The sequence below is a fragment of the Streptomyces sp. NPDC002853 genome (assembly GCF_053591915.1).
Window position 1 is genome coordinate 170,726 of the sequence record NZ_JBSFUS010000009.1, and the last position, 16,775, is coordinate 187,500.

Sequence of the window (16,775 nt, forward strand, 5' to 3'; positions counted from 1 at the left end):
GAGGGGTCACCCTGTCATTCATCCACGCGGGGAGGCATGGATGGGCAGGAGCCGCAGAACAATTCCGGAGGAGCTTCTGCTGCTCGCTTTGGACCCGGCCACGGGTACCACAGCGCAGCCGCAGTCGCTCGACCTCGGTCTGGCCGGAGCACAGCTAGTGGAGCTGGCGCTGGCCGGACGGATAGCCCCAGACGGGGATCGTATCGCCGTGGTGATGCCACGGCCGACCGGAGATCCGACTCTGGACTCCGCACTGGAACTGCTGCGCAGGCGCGGCAGCCCGGTTCGGGCAGTCCACTGGATTGGCGGGCCCCGACTGGGGCTGCGCCAGATCTACCTCGCGCACCTGGAGCGGTGCGGCATGGTGCATGCCGTATCGGGCCAGATGTGCGGAGTACTGCCGACGACTCGCTACCAAGCGACGGACACGGCAATCAGCCGGGACATCAGGTCCCGGCTGGACAGCGCGATCCGCACCGGCGTACCTCCGGACCCGCGGACCGCGGCGCTCGCCGCGCTCGCTCACGCAGTGGGACTCGGCAAGCACCTCTACCCCGGCAACGAAGGGCGTTCATCGCGCTCCCGTCTCCGGGACCTGATCAGGCACGACCCGATGGGCGGCCTCGTGGCGCACGCCGTGATGGACGTCCAGAACGGTGTGGCCGCTCAGCCACGCCGCAGCCCGGCCCCAGCGGGCCCGGGTGGACCGGGTGGACCAGGCGGTGGCCGACAGCCGGCCAGGACCGTGCCGGAACCCGGCGGGGTTCCGATGCAGCCGCGCCGCGGATCCATGGCACGTGCCGTGGCCCACTGACCCTGGTCAGAGACAGGGAAGCAAGGACTCACCCGCAGTACCGGCAACAGCAACGCCGCACCGCAGTCCCCCAGACCCGGTTCGGGAGCCGCTGGGCCGCGCGGGGCACCGGTACCGGAACCGTCAAAAAGACGGCACCGGCACCTCGCCCCGCGCGGCCGCGCGACTGGCACCGCGCGGCCGGGCCGCACCCTCACACCACTCCTCATGTCCGCCTTCACGTCGCACGGCAGTTCGCTCTTCACATCGGCTGTTTCCCAGCGGTGCGCGACGCGATGGTGGCACTCTGCTGAACAGCAGATACGCAAAGTAGAGGCATGTAGTCGGAGGTGCACGTCCGTGGCGTCCAATGTCAATCCCACCGTCAGGCGACGCCGGTTGGGCCAGGAGCTCCGCAGGCTCCGCGAGCTCAAGGGCATGACGGCCGAGGAGGTCGCCGAGCGCCTGCTGGTCTCGCAGTCGAAGATCAGCCGCCTCGAGAACGGCCGCCGTTCGATCAGTCAGCGCGATGTACGCGACCTCTGCGGCGTCTACGAGGTCGAGGACCACCGCATCGTCGACTCGCTCATGCAAATGGCGAAGGACTCGCGCCAGCAGGGCTGGTGGCACTCCTTCGGCGACATCCCGTACAGCGTCTACATCGGCCTGGAGACGGACGCCGCGTCGCTGCGCGTGTACGACCCGCAGGTCGTCCCCGGCCTGCTCCAGACCCGTGCGTACGCGGAGGCGCTCATCACCGGCGCGCTGCCGGAGACCACGCCGACGGACATCGAGAAGCGGGTCCAGGTCCGTGTCCGCCGCCAGGAGCGCATCAACGCCCCGGAGAACCCGCTGCGTCTGTGGACTGTCCTCGACGAATCCGCGCTGCGCCGCGTGGTCGGCTCCCGGCATCTGATGCGCGACCAGCTGGAACACCTCGTGGAGCAGTCCCAGCTGCCGCACGTGACGGTCCAGGTGATTCCCTTCGAGATGGGCGCGCACCCCGGCCTCAACGGCCAGTACGCGATTCTCGAGTTCCCGGACGCGGCGGATTCCAGCGTCGTCTACATCGAGGGCGTCACGAGCGATCTCTACCTGGAGAAGGCCAACGACGTACAGCAGTACAGCGTGATGTACGAGCATCTGCGGGCCCAGGCACTGAACGTGGATCAATCGCGCCAACTCATCGCGGACATCGCGAAAGAGTACGCACGCTGAGGCAATACGTCGCGTATGCGACCGCCTCGCGAGGGAAGGCGCCGCACGGTACACCTACCACTCGGCGAGGCGGAAGACCCCACTGGAATATGCCATCCGGTCGAGTGAACGCTCCCTTCACTCCGCGATGTTGGCGAGTAGCGTCATTCACGCCATCAAGCAACATCCGTTGGCGCAGCCGCTGTCGGCGGTGACCGCAACTCAACAACTGGGCGAACCGGAGTAACCATGGCAATTCATCAGGGCGCTACGAATACGTGGGTCAAGTCCTCGTATTCCACGGGAAACGGCGCATGTGTCGAGGTCAAGTCCCCTCTCGCGACCGCGATTTCGGTCCGGGACTCGAAGGTCACCGAGGGCCCCGTCCTCGCCTTTCCCTCCGACTCATGGCGCGCGTTCGTCTCCGAGGTCGGCCGGGAGAAGTAACGAGAGATCAACAACCGCATAAGCAGTACCGATTGAGCCCTCTCGACTGGCCCGCCGTCCCGGCCGAGGGGGCTCGGCCTTTTACCGGAGCTGCTCGTTATCGGAGCTGCTCGCTATCGGAGCTGTTCGTTACCGGAGCTGCTCGACGTACGCGTCCGTGCCCGGCACCGTGGGAATGAACGGAGCCACCAGCTCCACCCTCCCCATCCCCGATTCCGCCACCGCGTCCGCCCGCCCGGCGAAATGCTCCTGCCAGCACTCCCGCGGGTCGGTCTGCAGGAACCACAGCAGCGTGAGGCGCGTGTCGACTCCCTCCACCTGCTTCACGTACGTCATCCGGTCCCCCGGCAGCGGAGTCGGCCGGAAGATGGTCACCATCGCGGCCGGGGACCCGGCGAGGGCACGCGGTAGCTGCCTGGACCGCAGCCACTCCAGCAACTCCGCCCGCTGGGCGCCGGATTCGGCGTCGATGACTTCGAGCACCAGGCCCTGGTAGGGGTGGTCGAGCGCGTGGAAGTCGCGGGGCCCCGCCGCCCCGTCGCGGTAGACGGTGGTCTCGTGGTCCTGGAAGGCCGTGAACACGTGCGTGCGGTCCTGATAGACGCGGCCGTCGCGGTTCAGGCGCTTGTTGATGCCGACGGTCCACTTCATGTGCTCGTCGTAGCGGCCCTCGGTGACCCAGTAGGTGGAGAGGTAGCAGCCGGCGGTCACGGGTTCGGCGACCGCCGACTTCTCCGGCTTGCGCAGGAGTTGCAGTTCGCGGGGGGCGACCCAGCGGCGGCCCGCGTACATCCAGGGCATGGCCATCGCGCCCGCGTAGTAGTGGTCGTCCTCGTACCAGCGGTTGTACGCGTACTCGTGGCCCGGGTGCGGCTCGACCATGGTGATCAGGGCGTGGCCCGGATGCACGCCGTACGGGCCGACGGCGGCCAGTTCGCCGTAGACCTCGCTGCGGGTGTCCTCGCTCATGAGTCTTCCTTCCTCCGTTGGTCGCCCATACTCTGACGCCCCGTCAGCAAAACTGCCAGAGCCGGGAGGCGCCCCATGCGCTCGCTCCTCGAAGGAAAGACCGTCGTCGTCTCGGGGGTCGGCGCGGGCCTCGGCCACCAGGTGGCGGCCGCCGTCGTACGGGACGGGGGCCGGGCAGTGCTCGGGGCGCGTACGGAGGCGAACCTGGCCAAGTCGGCCGGCGAGATCGACCCCGAGGGCGCGCGCACGGCGTACCGCCCGACCGACATCACCGACGAGGCCCAGTGCGAGGCCCTCGCGGCTCTGGCGCGCGAGCGCTTCGGCGGGATCGACGCGGTGGTCCATGTGGCCGCCTGGGACAGTTATTTCGGCGGTGTGCAGGACGCGGACTTCGCCACCTGGCAGCAGGTCATCGACGTCAATCTGCTCGGCACGCTGCGGATGACGCGCGCCTGTCTGCCCGCGCTCAAGGAGCGGGGCGGCTCGGTGGTGTTCATCGGCACGCAGTCGGCCGTCGCGGCGCCCTCGCAGGTGCGCCAGGCGGCGTACGCGGCATCGAAGGGGGCGCTGACGTCGGCGATGTACTCCCTGGCGCACGAGGTGGGGCCTGATCGGGTCCGGGTCAACACCGTGCTGCCCGGCTGGATGTGGGGCCCGCCGGTCGAGGCGTACGTCCAGTTCACCGCGCACACCGAGGGGGTGCCGGAGTCGGAGGTGCGGGACCGCCTCGCGGCGCGGATGGCACTCCCGGAGCTGGCGACGGACGGGGACGTGGCGGACGCGGCGGTGTTCCTGGCGTCGGACATGGCACGGGCGATCACGGGGCAGTCGCTGCTGGTGAACGCGGGTGAGCTGATGCGGTAGAGCGCTCGGCACGCAGGGCGAACAGGCGACGGCTGTACGGGACTTGGGCCCCGTGCAGCCGTTTCCGTGTGCTCCGGGGGCTCCGGGAATCGGCGCGAAGCCCGGCCATCTCGGATCAAGGATGTGAACGCAGGTCAGCAAACAGAACGATTTTACTCGCTCTTGACCCTACTGCCGGTTGTCGGCGGCGCACGCCCGAACCCACGATGAGCGGGCACTTCAAGGCCGCCCAGGTCCGTATGTCACGAAACTGGCGAAGTGCACGGCATAACAGCGCAGTTCACAAGGCGGACCCCTGGAGGGGGCACATGAACAGTCTCGACTGGGCCGTGCTCATCGGCTACTTCGGCATCATGGTCGCGATCGGCGTCTGGTCCCACAAACGCGTGGACAACGTGAGCGACTTCTTCACCGCGGGCGGCAAGATGCCCTGGTGGCTTTCCGGCATCTCGCACCACATGTCCGGCTACAGCGCCGTGATGTTCACCGGGTACGCGGGCATCGCGTACACCTACGGCGTCACGTCCTTCATCACCTGGTCGTTCCCGATCGCGCTCGGCATCGCCATCGGCTCCAAGCTCTTCGCGCCCCGCATCAACCGGCTGCGCGGACGCCTGCACGTGGCCTCACCGCTCGAATACCTCAAGAACCGCTACAACCTGAAGACCCAGCAGGCCCTCGCCTGGTCCGGGATGCTCCTGAAGATCGTGGACGTGGCCGCCAAGTGGGCCGCCATCGCCACCCTGCTCTCCGTCTTCACCGGCATCTCGATCAACCAGGGCATCCTGATCACCGGCGTGATCACCGCCATCTACTGCACGATCGGCGGTCTGTGGGCGGACGCGCTCACCGAGCTCGGCCAGTTCATCATCCAGCTCCTCGCCGGTGTAGCGATGTTCGTGGCCGTGGTGTCGAAGCTGGGCCCGCACGGCGGGTTCTTCGGGGTCTGGGACGAGCCCGAACTCGCGGGCCACGGCAAGCCGTTGGTCGGCCCGTACGGGACGATCTTCCTGCTCGCCTTCCTCTTCATCAAGCTCTTCGAGTACAACGGCGGCATGCTCAACCAGGCCCAGCGCTACATGGCCACGGCGACGCCCCGCGAGGCCGCGCGCTCGGCACGGCTCTCGGCGGTGCTGTGGCTGGTGTGGCCGGTCATCCTCTTCTTCCCCATGTGGATGTCCCCGCTCCTGGTGGACGCGAAGAAGCCCGACGGCTCGGACTCGTACGCCCTGATGACCGAACAGCTGCTGCCGCACGGCCTGTTGGGGCTTGTCATCGTCGGCTTCTTCTCCCACACGATGGCCATGTGCTCCTCGGACGCCAACGCCATCGCCGCGGTCTTCACCCGGGACGTGGCGCCGGTGATCTCCCGGCAGGCCAGGCTGTGGAACGAACGCTCGGGCCTGCTCGCCGCGCGTCTGACGACCGTCGTCTTCCTCGGCCTTTCCATGGCGGTGGCCACCCAGGTCAACTCCCCCGCGTTCAAGGACATCATCACCGTCGTCATCAAGTGGGTGGCGGGTCTGATGGGCCCGATCGCGATCCCGATGATGCTGGGTCTGCTGCGCACGTTCCGCAAATCGGGTCCGACCGCGGCGCTCACCAGCTGGTCGATGGGTCTGCTCGCCTTCTGGCTGGTCAACTACCCGATCAACTGGAGCGTCGAGGGCGGGGTGCCCCTGGAGTACCAGGTCTCGATCCCGCTCGCGGTCTCGCTGATCCTTTACATCCTCGTCGGCTACCTGAAGCCGGAGGACACTCCCGAGCGGGACGCGATCATCGAGAAGATCAATACCGATGACGACGGCTCGGCGGCAGCCGGGGCGACTGTTCCGGGGCCGGCGGAGCCCTTCGAGCGACAGGGTGTGGCCCGCTCACAGGTGAAGGACTGACCCGGCAGCTGTACGAGTCGCCGGGTGGGCCGGGGGTGACACCTCCGGCCCACCCGGCGTTGCTATGCCCGCGGATACCGCGCGAGCCACCCGGGCGAGGACACCGCGGGCCCGTGCAGCGCGGGCCCCTGCGTCATCTCCATCGCGAAGTCGTCCGCCAGCTCAAGGATCGTGGCCCGCCCCTCCAGCTCGGTGAGCCAGGCGGGCGGCAACGCGGTCTCGCCGTGCAGCGCGCCGAGCAGCGCCCCGCACAGGGCGCCCGCGGCAGCCGACGAACCGCCGTGGTTGACGGCCAGCCGCAGCCCGTGGCGGATGTCCTCGCCCACGAGGGCGCAGTACACGGCGGCGGCCAGCGCACCCTCGGCGCCGCCGTCCCCCAGCAGCTCCTCCACCCGGGACGGGCTTGGCATCCCCTGCCGCACGGCTCCCAGGGCGTGCTTCAGCGCATCGGTCACGGGCTGGTGACCGGGCCGGGCGGTCAGCAGCGCGAGCGCCCGCTGGATGGCCCCGTCCAGGGAATCCCCTCGGGCGAGACCGTGGACGAGGATGGTGTGCGCGCCGGCGGCGAGATAGGCGGTGGGGTGCCCGTGCGTCTGTACGGCGCATTCCACGGCGAGCTGGAGCACCAGCTGCGGCTCCCATCCGACCAGGAGCCCGAAGGGGGCGGACCGGGTGACGGCCTCGGCGCCCCGCTCGCCGGGATTCTTGGGGGCTTCGAGCGTCCCCATGTTCTCGTCGCCGAACCCGGTCAGGCAGGCGCGGGCAGGCGAGCGGCGCGAGTAGAGCCACTCCTCGCGGGCCAGCCAGCCGTCTTCCTTGCGGCGCTCGTCGGGCCCCCAGTCGCTCTGGGTGGCCGCCCAGCGGCGGTAGGCGCGGTGCAGGTCGGTGGGCGGATGCCAGGCGCCGGTGTCGCGCCGCACCTGGGCGCGTATGAGTCCGTCGACGGTGAAGAGGGTGAGCTGGGTGGCGGCGGTGACGGCGCCGCGTCTGCCGTGCGCGGGGGCGGGTTCGATGAGGCCTTCGGCGCCGTGGGCCTCGCGTATCTCGTCGAGGCTCAGCGCGTCGACGGGCGCGCCCAGCGCGTCCCCGACGGCGGCTCCGAGGAGGGTGCCGCGCACCCGGCTCCGGAAGTCCTGCTGCTCGGCGCGCCCCCAGACTCCGGTGGCTGCTGCGGTGCTCACGGCACCTCCTCCCCTGGCTCGCCCCCTGCACTTCCGCGCATGCTCTGCGCAGCACTGTAATCGACCGGGAACGGTCGGTTCAGGGTCGATGCGATTTCTAAGGAGACGCCCTTCAGATCACTTTTGACCGGCCTTCACCAGGGCTTTCAGTGATCTCCGCAGGGCGGCCGCGAGCTCCACCGCTCCCGGAACGCGTCCCTCGCCGCGCGCACCCTGACCAGGCGTGGGGCCAGGCCCGACCGGTCCGCGCCGGGGGCTTCGAGGAGTTCCGCGAGGAGGTCGGTGAGTTCCGCCAGATCTTCCCAGTCGACCTCCGGGGGCGCCGTGGCCAGGACGCGGTCCAGGCTCGCGTCGAGGGACGCCCAGTCGCCCACGGCCGCGCCGGACACCACGTACACGCAGTCGTCGGATACGGCGGGTGGCGCCTCCCGCGGCTGTCGGCGGCGGGTCGCCTCCTGCCACAGGGGGCGGGCCGCGTCATACCCCTTCGCGCCGCTCTCCGTCAGCGCCAGCACGAACGCCCCGGCCTCCTCGCCGGCCGCGACGAGCGTCCGCGCGGCCTCCCGCGCCCGGTCCCACCGCCCCGTCATGCGGTACGCCTTGGCCAGCTCCTCGGCGTCGTCGGAGTCATCCGCGTCCAGCACCGCGAGGGCCCGCTCCGGGTCACCCGTCCACATGTGGAGCTCGGCGGTCTTGCGGCGCGCCCAGTCGAGGTCCGCACCGATCTCCGCATAGCGCGCGAGGTCGGCGAGGGCCTGCTCCCAGCGGCCGGAGGCCAGGGCGTTCTCCGCACGGACGACGCGCGTCCAGCCGTCGTCCGGTTCCGCCTCGACGGCACGGTCGAGGTCCGCCGACGCCTCCGCGTAGCGGCCCAGTTTGCGCAGCGTGGAGCCGCGCAGGACCCGCGCCAGCTGGTAGTCGGGGGCCATGCCGAGCACCTGGTCGAGAGCGGAGCAGGCCTCCTCGTACCGCCGGAGATCGTGCAGGACCGCGCCGCGCAGGTACAGCAATCCCTCGCTGTCCGGCCGGAGCGCGCACGCCCGGTCGACATCGGCGAGCGCGCGCTCGTGATCGCCCAGGACCCGGTGCACACCGGCCCGCTGGGTCAACGCCCAGGCGTTGCCGGGGTGAAGATCGAGGGACCGGTCCAGGTCGGCGAGCGCCTCCTCATGCCGCCCGAGGTCGTTCAGCGCGGCACCCCGGCTCGCGTACGCCGACGTGTACACGTCGTTGAGCCCGATCGCACGGTCATACTCCGCCAGAGCCTCCTCCGGCCTGTCCGCGGTACGCAGGGCGTCGCCCCGCTCGCACGCGACGAACGCCGACTGCGGGGACACCCGGGCCGCGCGGTCCAGGTCCGCCATCTGCTCCGCGCGCTGCCCGCGGTGGCCCCATATCCGAGCACGGCGCGCCAGCGCCCACGCGTACTCCGGGTCCAGCTCCACCGCCCGGTTCAGATCCGCGAGGGCCTCGTCGTCCTGCTCGATGCTGTACTGGGCGGCACCCCGGGACGCCCAGGCGTACGCGTCCGTCGGCTGGATCTCGATCGCCCGGCTCAAGTCCCTGATCGACTCACCCCAGTTGCCGAGCACCCGGTGGTACTCACCCCGCAGCCGCAGAGCCCGGTGGTAGTCCGGGTCGACGGCGACGGCCCGGTCCAGCTCCGTGATCGCGGCCGCGAAATCACCCTGCTTGGCCCGGGTCGACCCCTTGCCGTAGTGGGCCCGCGCCAGCTCCGGGTCCAGGGCGATGGCGCGGTCGTACTCGGCCAGCGCCTGCTCGTACGCCCCGCTCTCCCGCAGGTCCCGCCCCCGCAGCATCCGCGCGACCGCCTGCCCCCTTACGTCGAGCCCGGCCCGGTCCGCCAGCAGCCCCAGAGCGTCGACGCACGCGTTCTCCGTCAGCGCGGCCAGCAGATCGCGCCCCCACTTCCCGACAGCCGCACCGCCCGCGTCGTCCCCCGCGTCCACCAGCACCTGCGCCCAGCGCCGGGCCACGACCTCGCCCATGTCACAGGCGTCGACGGCATCCCGCAGCACGGCGGGCAGCGCTCCCCGCTCCCCCGCGCACAGCAAGTGGTACGACTCCGCGAGCCGCAGCTCACGCCAGGCCTCCCCCTCCCACAACTCCTCGGCGTCCACCCCGGCTTCCGCCTCCGCCCGCCACCCCGCGAACGTCTCCGCCAAGCGCCCGTGCGCCTCCGCCCACCCCCGCGGCGACGCCTTGCGCTGCGTGCGGAGCATCGGCGCCCGCACCACGTCGTGGTACTGCACCCGCTCGCTCCGCTCGCTCACGAACGGCAGCCCCCGCAGCCACCCGAAGAGGCCCGGCACCTCCGCCTCCGCGCAGATCCCCTCCACGGCCGCCCGGAACACATCCGCGTCGAGCCGCCTCGGCAGCGCGCACGCAAGGGCCACCGCCCTGCGCACGGGATCCCGCTCCCACTTCAGGAAGCGCTCCACGGCGGTGGCGCTCGGGTCACCCACGTCGTCCGGGGCCGCGGGCCGCCCCTCGGCGAGGGTGGAGACTAGGACGGGCAGGCCGCCGGAGAGCCGCAGGACCTCCTCCACCACCGGCTCCGCCACCACACCCTTCCCGGCGAGCAGGCCCCGCGCCTCCAGCTCCGTGAAGGGGCCGAGCGGCACATCCATGACGAAGTCGCCGTAGCCGCCCCACCGGGCCGTGTCGAAGGGCTGCTGCCCGGCCGTCACCACGACCACGTCGGCGGGCAGCGCTCCGTGCCGGTCGGTGAGCATCACGTCGTGCAGCCAGCTGTCCAGGAACGGCGCCGTCCGCTCGTACGTGTCGAAGAAGAGGACGATCCACGGCGCGTCCTTCGCCGCGTCGGCCAGTTCGGCCAGGAAGACCGGCGTGAGGACGCGCTCCGGCGACAGGACGAGCTGGACGTCGTCCTGACTGCCGAGGCGCGCGCTCAGTCCCGCGCGCAACCGGTCGGCGCCCTGCGCGAGTTGCGCCGGGTCCACCGCTCCCGCGAAGGCGCCCACCCCCGGCAAAAGGCCGAGCCCGACCAGGCTCGCGCGGGCAGCGGTCATGCTGCCGGTGGAGGGCGCGGGCACCACCGCGGGGCCGGGCTCCTGGCCCGCGGCCTCGAACATCCCTGCCGCCGACGCCGATTCCGCTTCGTGGCGGCGTTCACGGTGGGTCGCCAGGAGGCGGGTGAGGTCCTTGCAACGGCGCCCGCGCAGGGCGAACTGTGCGGCGATCGCCGCCATCGCCTCCGGCACGCTGCCGACCGCTTCGTCGACGTACGCGGTCAAGGCGCCGCGCTCCCGGGCCAGTTGCTCCCACTCCCGCACCAGGGACGTCTTTCCCACGCCACCGATCCCGTGGACGTGGAACAGGAAGCGGTGCCGGTCGTCGTTCGGCGGTACGTCGAAATTGGCCCGGAAGGCGTCGAGTTCGCCTCTGCGGCCGACGAAACCCGCCCGTCTGCGACGGCGTATCAACTCCTGCATGGACGGCTGCTCCGCCCCCGCCGACACCACTACAGGCTCCACCCTCCCCGCGAAACGGACTGCCCCGCCCCCAGTGTTCCACCGGCCCCAGGACGGCGGGGCCGAATCCGTGTGGCGGGAAACGGAGGGCAACGTCACGGGAATGTCCGGGCGTCGTAACAAGAAACCTGCGGGGTACAACCACTTCACTGATGCGCCTGTCTTCCGTGGTGTCACAGCAGTTACCCCACAGGCAGTTTCCCCACAGTCCACAGGCAGTTCCCCCACAGGAGGACCAGTGCGTCGCTCACTCATAGCCGCCGTCGCGGTGACCGCGCTCGCGACCCCGTTCGCCGTCGTCGTCACGGCCGGTTCCGCCTCCGCGGCACCCGCCGCGGCAGGCAAGTCCGTGACCGACTTCAACCATGACGGATACGCGGACCTCGCCGTCTCCGCGGGCGGCGGCGCCGTCAGCGGCAAGTCCGGCGCGGGCTACGTCTCGATCGTGTACGGCTCGGCGTCGGGCGCCGACACCGCGCACGCCAAGCAGATCGACCGCACCACCGCCGGCGTACCCGGCGACCCCGAGGAGGACGGCAGCTTCGGTGCGAGCACCGAGGCGGCCGACCTCGACGGCGACGGATACACCGACCTCGTCGCGAGCAACGGCAGCGCCGCCGACGCGGTGCTCTGGGGCTCCGCGGACGGCCTGACCAAGGGCGGCGCGCTGCCGGGCGACTACGTGCAGCAGATCAAGGCCGGCGACTTCAACGGCGACGGCAAGGCCGACCTCGTCGCCAACTCCCAGTCCACCATGGAGGTGCGCTACGGGCCGTTCACCCGCGACGGGAAGCCCGCCTCCACCTCGTCCGTCGAGAACAGCGACGACGGCCCCCAGGACCTCATGGTGGGCGACGTGACCGGCGACGGCGCCGACGACCTCGTCACCGGCCACGCCATGGAGGAGATGCAGCACTCCTCGCGCCTGTGGAAGGGCAGCAAGGACGGCCTCTCCAAGACGTCGACGCCGACCAAGAAGTTCACCACGAACGGCGTCATCGCCGACGTCGACAAGGACGGCTACGGCGACCTCGTGGCCCACGAGGTGGACGAGGTCTCCGAGACCCAGGTGTACGACGCGGGCGCCATCCGGGTCATCTACGGCTCCGCGTCCGGCTTCTCCGGCCGCACCGCGAAGATCGACCAGGACACCGCGGGCGTCCCCGGAGCCGGCGAGGCCGCGGAGATCAACGGGCCCGAGCGTGGCGACCAGTTCGGCTACTCCGTCTCCGCGGGCGACGTCACGGGTGACGGCTACGCGGACATCGTTGTCGGCGTGCCCGGCGAGAACCTCGACGACGTCCAGGACACCGGTGCGGTCGTCCTGCTCAAGGGCGGCGCGAACGGCCTGACCGGCACCGGCTCGCAGGCCTTCAACCAGTCCACCGCCGGCGTCCCCGGCGTCTCGGAGAAGGGCGACAACTTCGGTGAGGAGGTCCACCTCACCGACGTGAACAAGGACGGCCTCGCCGACCTGACCGTGGGCGTGCCCCAGGAAGACGGCACGACCAAGGACTCCGGCGCCGCATGGCTGTTCCGCGGCGCCAGGACGGGCCTCACGACGACCGGCATCACGTCGTTCAGCCCGTCCTCGCTCGGCACCCAGGAGGCGGGCGCCCACTTCGGCGGCGGGCTCTCCTGACGAGTCAGTCCAGAACGGGAAGCAGTTCCGGGAGGTGGCCGTCCGAAGCGGCGGCCGCCTCCTGGCGCTCCACGGGCACCTCTCCGTACAGCGTCGTGCGCGGCTTCGCCGGGCGCCCCGCCTCCTCCGCGATCGCGACGAGATCCTTCACGGAGCGGTACGAGCCGTAACTGGAGCCCGCCATACGGGAGATGGTCTCCTCCATCAGCGTGCCGCCCAGGTCGTTCGCGCCCGAGCGCAGCATCTCCGCCGCACCCTCCGTGCCCAGCTTCACCCAGCTGGTCTGGATGTTCGGGATGTACGGGTGGAGCAGGAGCCGCGCCATCGCCACCACCGCGCGGTTGTCGCGGGTGGTCGGCCCCGGCCGCGCGATGCCCGCCAGATAGACCGGCGCGTTCGTGTGGATGAAGGGCAGCGTCACGAACTCCGTGAACCCTTCGACCCCCTTGGCCAGCGCGTCCCGCTGCATCCCGGCGAGGGTGCGGAAGTGCCCGAGCCAGTGCCTCGGCTGGTCCACGTGCCCGTACATCATCGTGGACGAGGAACGGATGCCCAGCTCGTGGGCCGTCTTCACCACCTCGATCCAGGTGGCCGTCGGCAGCTTGCCCTTCGTCAGGACCCAGCGCACCTCGTCGTCGAGGATCTCCGCGGCCGTGCCGGGGATCGAGTCCAGGCCCGCCTCCTTCGCGGCACCGAGCCAGTCCCGTATCGAAAGGCCGGTCCTGGTCGCGCCGTTCACGACCTCCATCGGCGAGAAGGCGTGCACGTGCATGCCCGGCACGCGCTCCTTCACCGCCCGCGCGATGTCGAAGTACGCCGTGCCGGGCAGGTCCGGATGGATGCCGCCCTGCATGCACACCTCGGTGGCACCGACCTCCCACGCCTGCTGGGCCCGGTCCGCGACCTGGTCCAGGGAGAGCGTGTAGGCGTCGGCGTCCGTGCGGCGCTGGGCGAAGGCGCAGAAGCGGCAGCCGGTGTAGCAGACGTTCGTGAAGTTGATGTTGCGCGTGACGATGTACGTGACGTCGTCGCCGACCACGGACTTGCGCAGGTCGTCCGCGACGGAGCACAGCGCGTCGAGGGCGGGCCCGTCCGCGTGCAGGAGGGCGAGGGCTTCGGCGTCCGTCAGGCGCGTCGGGTCGTCGGCGGCCGTCTTCAGGGCCGCCCGTACGTCACCGTCGATGCGCGAGGGGACCATGCCGGGCGCGGCCTGCTCCCGCAGGGCCTCCCAGTCGCCGTACACCTCGTCGAAGTCGTCGCGCCGGTCGGAGGTGCGGCCCGTCGTGTCGATCGTGCGGTGCAGGTCGGTGCGGCCGGACGAGGCGACGTAGCCCTCGTCGGGCTCCTGCCAGGGCAGTCCGCCCGGTCGTGCGTCGGGGTTCGCCAGGCCCGTCTCCGGGTCGACGAGCGCGCGCACGTGCGGGAGGAGGCGCGGGTCGAGCCAGGGTTCGCCGCGCTCGATGAACTCGGGGTAGATCGTGAGGCGTTCGCGCAGCTCGAAGCCCGCGTCCGCGGTCTTCTCGGCCAGCTCGTCGATGTGCGGCCAGGGCCGCTCGGGGTTCACGTGGTCGGGCGTCAGGGGCGAGACGCCGCCCCAGTCGTCGATGCCCGCGCCGATCAGGAGGGCGTACTCGGCGTCCACCAGGTTCGGCGGCGCCTGGATGCGGGCGCTCGGGCCGAGGATGTGCCGCGCCACCGCGATGCACGCGGCGAGCTCCTCCAGCTCGGCGTCCGGCATGCCGCGCATCGCCGTGTCCGGCTTGGCGCGGAAGTTCTGGACGATGACTTCCTGGATGCCGTGGTACGAGCGCTGGGTCGAGCGAAGGCGGAAGAGCGCGTCGGCCCGCTCCTCGTACGACTCGCCGATGCCGATCAGGACGCCGGTGGTGAAGGGGACGTTCGAGCGGCCCGCGTCCTCCAGGACCCGCAGCCGAACGGCGGGCTCCTTGTCGGGCGAGCCGTGGTGCGGTCCGCCCGGCTCGCTCCACAGCCGGGTCGCGGTCGTCTCCAGCATCATGCCCATGGACGGCGCGACGGGCTTGAGGCGCTGCAGGTCGGTCCAGGTCATGACGCCCGGGTTGAGGTGCGGGAGCAGGCCCGTCTCCTCAAGGACACGGATCGCCATCGCGCGGACGTAGGCGAGCGTGTCGTCGTACCCCTCCGCCTCCAGCCACTCGCGCGCCTCGGGCCACCGGTCCTCGGGCCGGTCGCCGAGCGTGAACAGGGCCTCCTTGCAGCCCATTTCGGCCCCGCGCCGGGCGATGTCGACGACCTCGTCGGGCGACAGGAACATCCCGTGGCCCTCGCGCCGCAGCTTGCCGGGGACGGTCACGAACGTGCAGTAGTGGCACTTGTCCCGGCACAGCCGCGTCAGCGGGATGAAGACCTTCTTCGAGTACGTGATGACTCCGGGCCGCCCGGCGGCCGCGAGGCCCGCGTCACGCACCCGCGCGGCGGACGCGGCGAGGTCCTTCAGGTCGTCGCCGCGCGCCTGGAGCAGCACGGCGGCTTCGGCGGTGTCGAGCGCGACGCCGTCCCTGGCGCGTTTGAGCGCGCGACGCACGGCGTTCGCGGTGGGCCGAGCCGGCGCTGGGGTCGGCCCCTGGGGTGCTTTGTCCTGCGGCGCGCTGTTGGTCATGCGTCCGAGCATACGAGCGACCGCGCGGAGAAACAGCTACAGGTCAGTGCGGGTTCCCGGGGGCAGGTGCGAGGTGCACGTATCGCTGGAACCCGTCGAGCGTGCGCAGCACCTCCGCCTCCCCGCGCGCCGGGAGCTGCACGATGACCTCGTCCACGCCGAGCTCCGCGTAGTGGGCGAGCTTGCCCTCGGTCGGCTCGACGGCGGAGAGCGCCACATACAGGTCGGCGGAATCCCGGCCCGCGTCCGCCCAGGCGGTGCGGAGCACCGGCAGCGCGTCACGAAGCCCGCCGCCGCCGATGGGCAGCCAGCCGTCGGCGTACTCCGCGACGTGCGCGAACAGCGTGGGCCCCGCCGCTCCGCCGATGAGCGTACGGGGCCCGTACAGGGGGCTCTCCACGCGCGGCCGGGAGCGGGCGGCGCGCGCCGGCTTCGGGTGCGCCTCACTGGCGCGCACACGTCCGAACTCACCCTCGTACGCCGTCGGACGCTCGGCCCACAGAGCCCGCATGACCGCCATCCGGTCCCGCACGAGCGCGCGCCGCGTGCGCCACTCGACGCCGTGGTCGGCGGCCTCCTCCTTGTTCCAGCCGTAACCGATGCCGAGGGTGAACCGGCCGCCGGAGAGATGGTCGAGGGTCGCGATCTGCTTGGCCAGGTCGACCGGGTCGTGCTGCCCGACGAGCGTGATGTTCGTGCCGAGCCCCAGCCGCCGCGTGACGGCGGCGGCCTGGGCGAGGGCGACGAACGGGTTCAGCATCCGGGCGCACTCGGGCGGCAAGTCACCGCCGGGGTAAGGAGTCTCGCGGGACACCGGGATGTGGGAGTGCTCGGGCAGGTACAGCGCGGCGAAGCCCCGCTGCTCGAGCTCCTGGGCCAGGCGGATCGGCGTGATGGTCCGGTCGGTGAGGTAGAGCGTGGCGGCAACTCGCACGGGAGGGCCTCCTGTTGTCTCTCGGTGCGTCGTACGCGCGCGGGGCTCACTTACTAGCCGTCAGCGGCGCAGGAGTCCATGCCGCGCCCGCACCCCGCGTCCGCCTCCGGTAGTAGGCGACCGTCACCGCGACGAGCAGCGGAGCCCACAGGAGCAGCGGCACGTAGCAGACCATCAGGAGCGTCTGCTTGGCCGCGCTGTCCGTGACGCCGGACCCCAGCTCCGCGTACGCCGCGTACACGAACCAGCCGGTGATCAGGAACAGCCCGGCCGCCCCGAGCAGCGCCGGAACCACTGCGGCGAGCGGCCGCACCCGGCGCCCGCCGAGCAGCGGTATCCAGCCCGGCACCACCTCGCCCCACCCCCGCACCAGGCCGAGCGTCAGCAGGGCGAGGCACTCGGAGACGACGCTGAGCCCCAGGACGTAGATCATCTCGCCCCAGCCCTCCACGGGCATGTCGGCCACCGGGAGCCCGGCGACCAGGGCGACGCGCCACAGCCCCGAGGGCAGGGTGGCCAGCGGCACGGCATGGGCGGCGATCACGGCCCACCGGGGGACATCGGGGAGAGCGCTCATCTTCAGCATGGGACTCATGCTGGCCGTGGGCAGGGGCCCGTCACATCGGCGTACGGTCCGATCAGGAACGCCGGGCCTCCGCCGCGCGGGGGAGCGGAGAATCCGCCCAGGGCTCCCCCACGGAGC

Annotated in this window: 12 protein-coding genes; 6 read left to right on the top strand and 6 right to left on the bottom strand. The window is 71.2% G+C overall.

What is annotated here, in order from left to right; genetic code table 11:
- The first annotated feature begins 40 nt into the window (after positions 1-40).
- The 3 genes from ACWD02_RS25360 (at position 41) to ACWD02_RS25370 (ending at position 2,437) form a co-directional block, all read left to right on the top strand.
- A complete protein-coding gene (locus ACWD02_RS25360) occupies positions 41-814 on the top strand; it encodes a GOLPH3/VPS74 family protein (RefSeq protein ID WP_365821351.1) in 774 nt (257 codons plus the stop codon).
- Positions 815-1,153: 339 nt separating this feature from the next.
- The gene (locus ACWD02_RS25365; RefSeq protein WP_363211805.1) at positions 1,154-2,011 is read left to right on the top strand and encodes a helix-turn-helix domain-containing protein; all 858 of its coding nucleotides are present in this window, start codon (positions 1,154-1,156) and stop codon (positions 2,009-2,011) included.
- Between the two features lie 228 nt (positions 2,012-2,239).
- Positions 2,240-2,437 (top strand): DUF397 domain-containing protein, encoded by a 198-nt coding sequence (locus ACWD02_RS25370; RefSeq protein WP_365821352.1) that lies wholly within the window; start codon positions 2,240-2,242, stop codon positions 2,435-2,437.
- Between the two features lie 129 nt (positions 2,438-2,566).
- Here ACWD02_RS25370 and ACWD02_RS25375 read toward each other — a convergent pair whose 3' ends face one another.
- Entirely contained in the window at positions 2,567-3,406 is an 840-nt protein-coding gene (locus tag ACWD02_RS25375) for a hypothetical protein (RefSeq protein ID WP_451214722.1), read from the bottom strand.
- A 75-nt stretch (positions 3,407-3,481) separates the two neighbouring features.
- Between ACWD02_RS25375 and ACWD02_RS25380 the strand changes: the two genes are divergently transcribed.
- Positions 3,482-4,270, top strand: coding sequence for an SDR family oxidoreductase (locus tag ACWD02_RS25380; protein ID WP_451214723.1), 789 nt, complete (start codon positions 3,482-3,484; stop codon positions 4,268-4,270).
- 308 nt (positions 4,271-4,578) lie between these two features.
- Positions 4,579-6,162, top strand: a complete 1,584-nt coding sequence (locus tag ACWD02_RS25385; protein WP_451214724.1) for a sodium:solute symporter family protein — start codon at positions 4,579-4,581, stop codon at positions 6,160-6,162.
- A 62-nt stretch (positions 6,163-6,224) separates the two neighbouring features.
- Here ACWD02_RS25385 and ACWD02_RS25390 read toward each other — a convergent pair whose 3' ends face one another.
- Together ACWD02_RS25390 and ACWD02_RS25395 are read right to left on the bottom strand one after the other, a co-directional pair.
- Complete coding sequence (locus tag ACWD02_RS25390; RefSeq protein ID WP_451214725.1) at positions 6,225-7,343, bottom strand: ADP-ribosylglycohydrolase family protein; 1,119 nt, start codon at positions 7,341-7,343, stop codon at positions 6,225-6,227.
- Between the two features lie 146 nt (positions 7,344-7,489).
- Positions 7,490-10,819, bottom strand: coding sequence for a tetratricopeptide repeat protein (locus ACWD02_RS25395; RefSeq protein ID WP_451214726.1), 3,330 nt, complete (start codon positions 10,817-10,819; stop codon positions 7,490-7,492).
- A gap of 277 nt (positions 10,820-11,096) precedes the next feature.
- Between ACWD02_RS25395 and ACWD02_RS25400 the strand changes: the two genes are divergently transcribed.
- A complete protein-coding gene (locus ACWD02_RS25400; protein WP_451214727.1) occupies positions 11,097-12,500 on the top strand; it encodes an FG-GAP-like repeat-containing protein in 1,404 nt (467 codons plus the stop codon).
- A gap of 4 nt (positions 12,501-12,504) precedes the next feature.
- Here ACWD02_RS25400 and ACWD02_RS25405 read toward each other — a convergent pair whose 3' ends face one another.
- The 3 genes from ACWD02_RS25405 to ACWD02_RS25415 are packed head-to-tail and all read right to left on the bottom strand — an operon-like array spanning position 12,505 to position 16,658.
- On the bottom strand, positions 12,505-15,138 hold the full coding sequence (locus ACWD02_RS25405; protein ID WP_451214728.1) for a bifunctional FO biosynthesis protein CofGH: 2,634 nt from the start codon (positions 15,136-15,138) through the stop codon (positions 12,505-12,507).
- 43 nt (positions 15,139-15,181) lie between these two features.
- A complete protein-coding gene (locus tag ACWD02_RS25410) occupies positions 15,182-16,072 on the bottom strand; it encodes an LLM class F420-dependent oxidoreductase (RefSeq protein ID WP_451214729.1) in 891 nt (296 codons plus the stop codon).
- A gap of 46 nt (positions 16,073-16,118) precedes the next feature.
- Entirely contained in the window at positions 16,119-16,658 is a 540-nt protein-coding gene (locus tag ACWD02_RS25415) for a hypothetical protein (RefSeq protein ID WP_451214730.1), read from the bottom strand.
- Between the last annotated feature and the right edge of the window lie 117 nt (positions 16,659-16,775).

Coding starts and splice junctions, on each gene's coding strand:
- ACWD02_RS25360 (WP_365821351.1), top strand. CDS start 41: ATGGGCAGGAGCCGCAGAACAATTCCGGAGGAGCTTCTGCTGCTCGCT.
- ACWD02_RS25370 (WP_365821352.1), top strand. CDS start 2,240: ATGGCAATTCATCAGGGCGCTACGAATACGTGGGTCAAGTCCTCGTAT.
- ACWD02_RS25375 (WP_451214722.1), bottom strand. CDS start 3,406: ATGAGCGAGGACACCCGCAGCGAGGTCTACGGCGAACTGGCCGCCGTC.
- ACWD02_RS25380 (WP_451214723.1), top strand. CDS start 3,482: ATGCGCTCGCTCCTCGAAGGAAAGACCGTCGTCGTCTCGGGGGTCGGC.
- ACWD02_RS25385 (WP_451214724.1), top strand. CDS start 4,579: ATGAACAGTCTCGACTGGGCCGTGCTCATCGGCTACTTCGGCATCATG.
- ACWD02_RS25395 (WP_451214726.1), bottom strand. CDS start 10,819: ATGCAGGAGTTGATACGCCGTCGCAGACGGGCGGGTTTCGTCGGCCGC.
- ACWD02_RS25405 (WP_451214728.1), bottom strand. CDS start 15,138: ATGACCAACAGCGCGCCGCAGGACAAAGCACCCCAGGGGCCGACCCCA.
- ACWD02_RS25415 (WP_451214730.1), bottom strand. CDS start 16,658: ATGCTGAAGATGAGCGCTCTCCCCGATGTCCCCCGGTGGGCCGTGATC.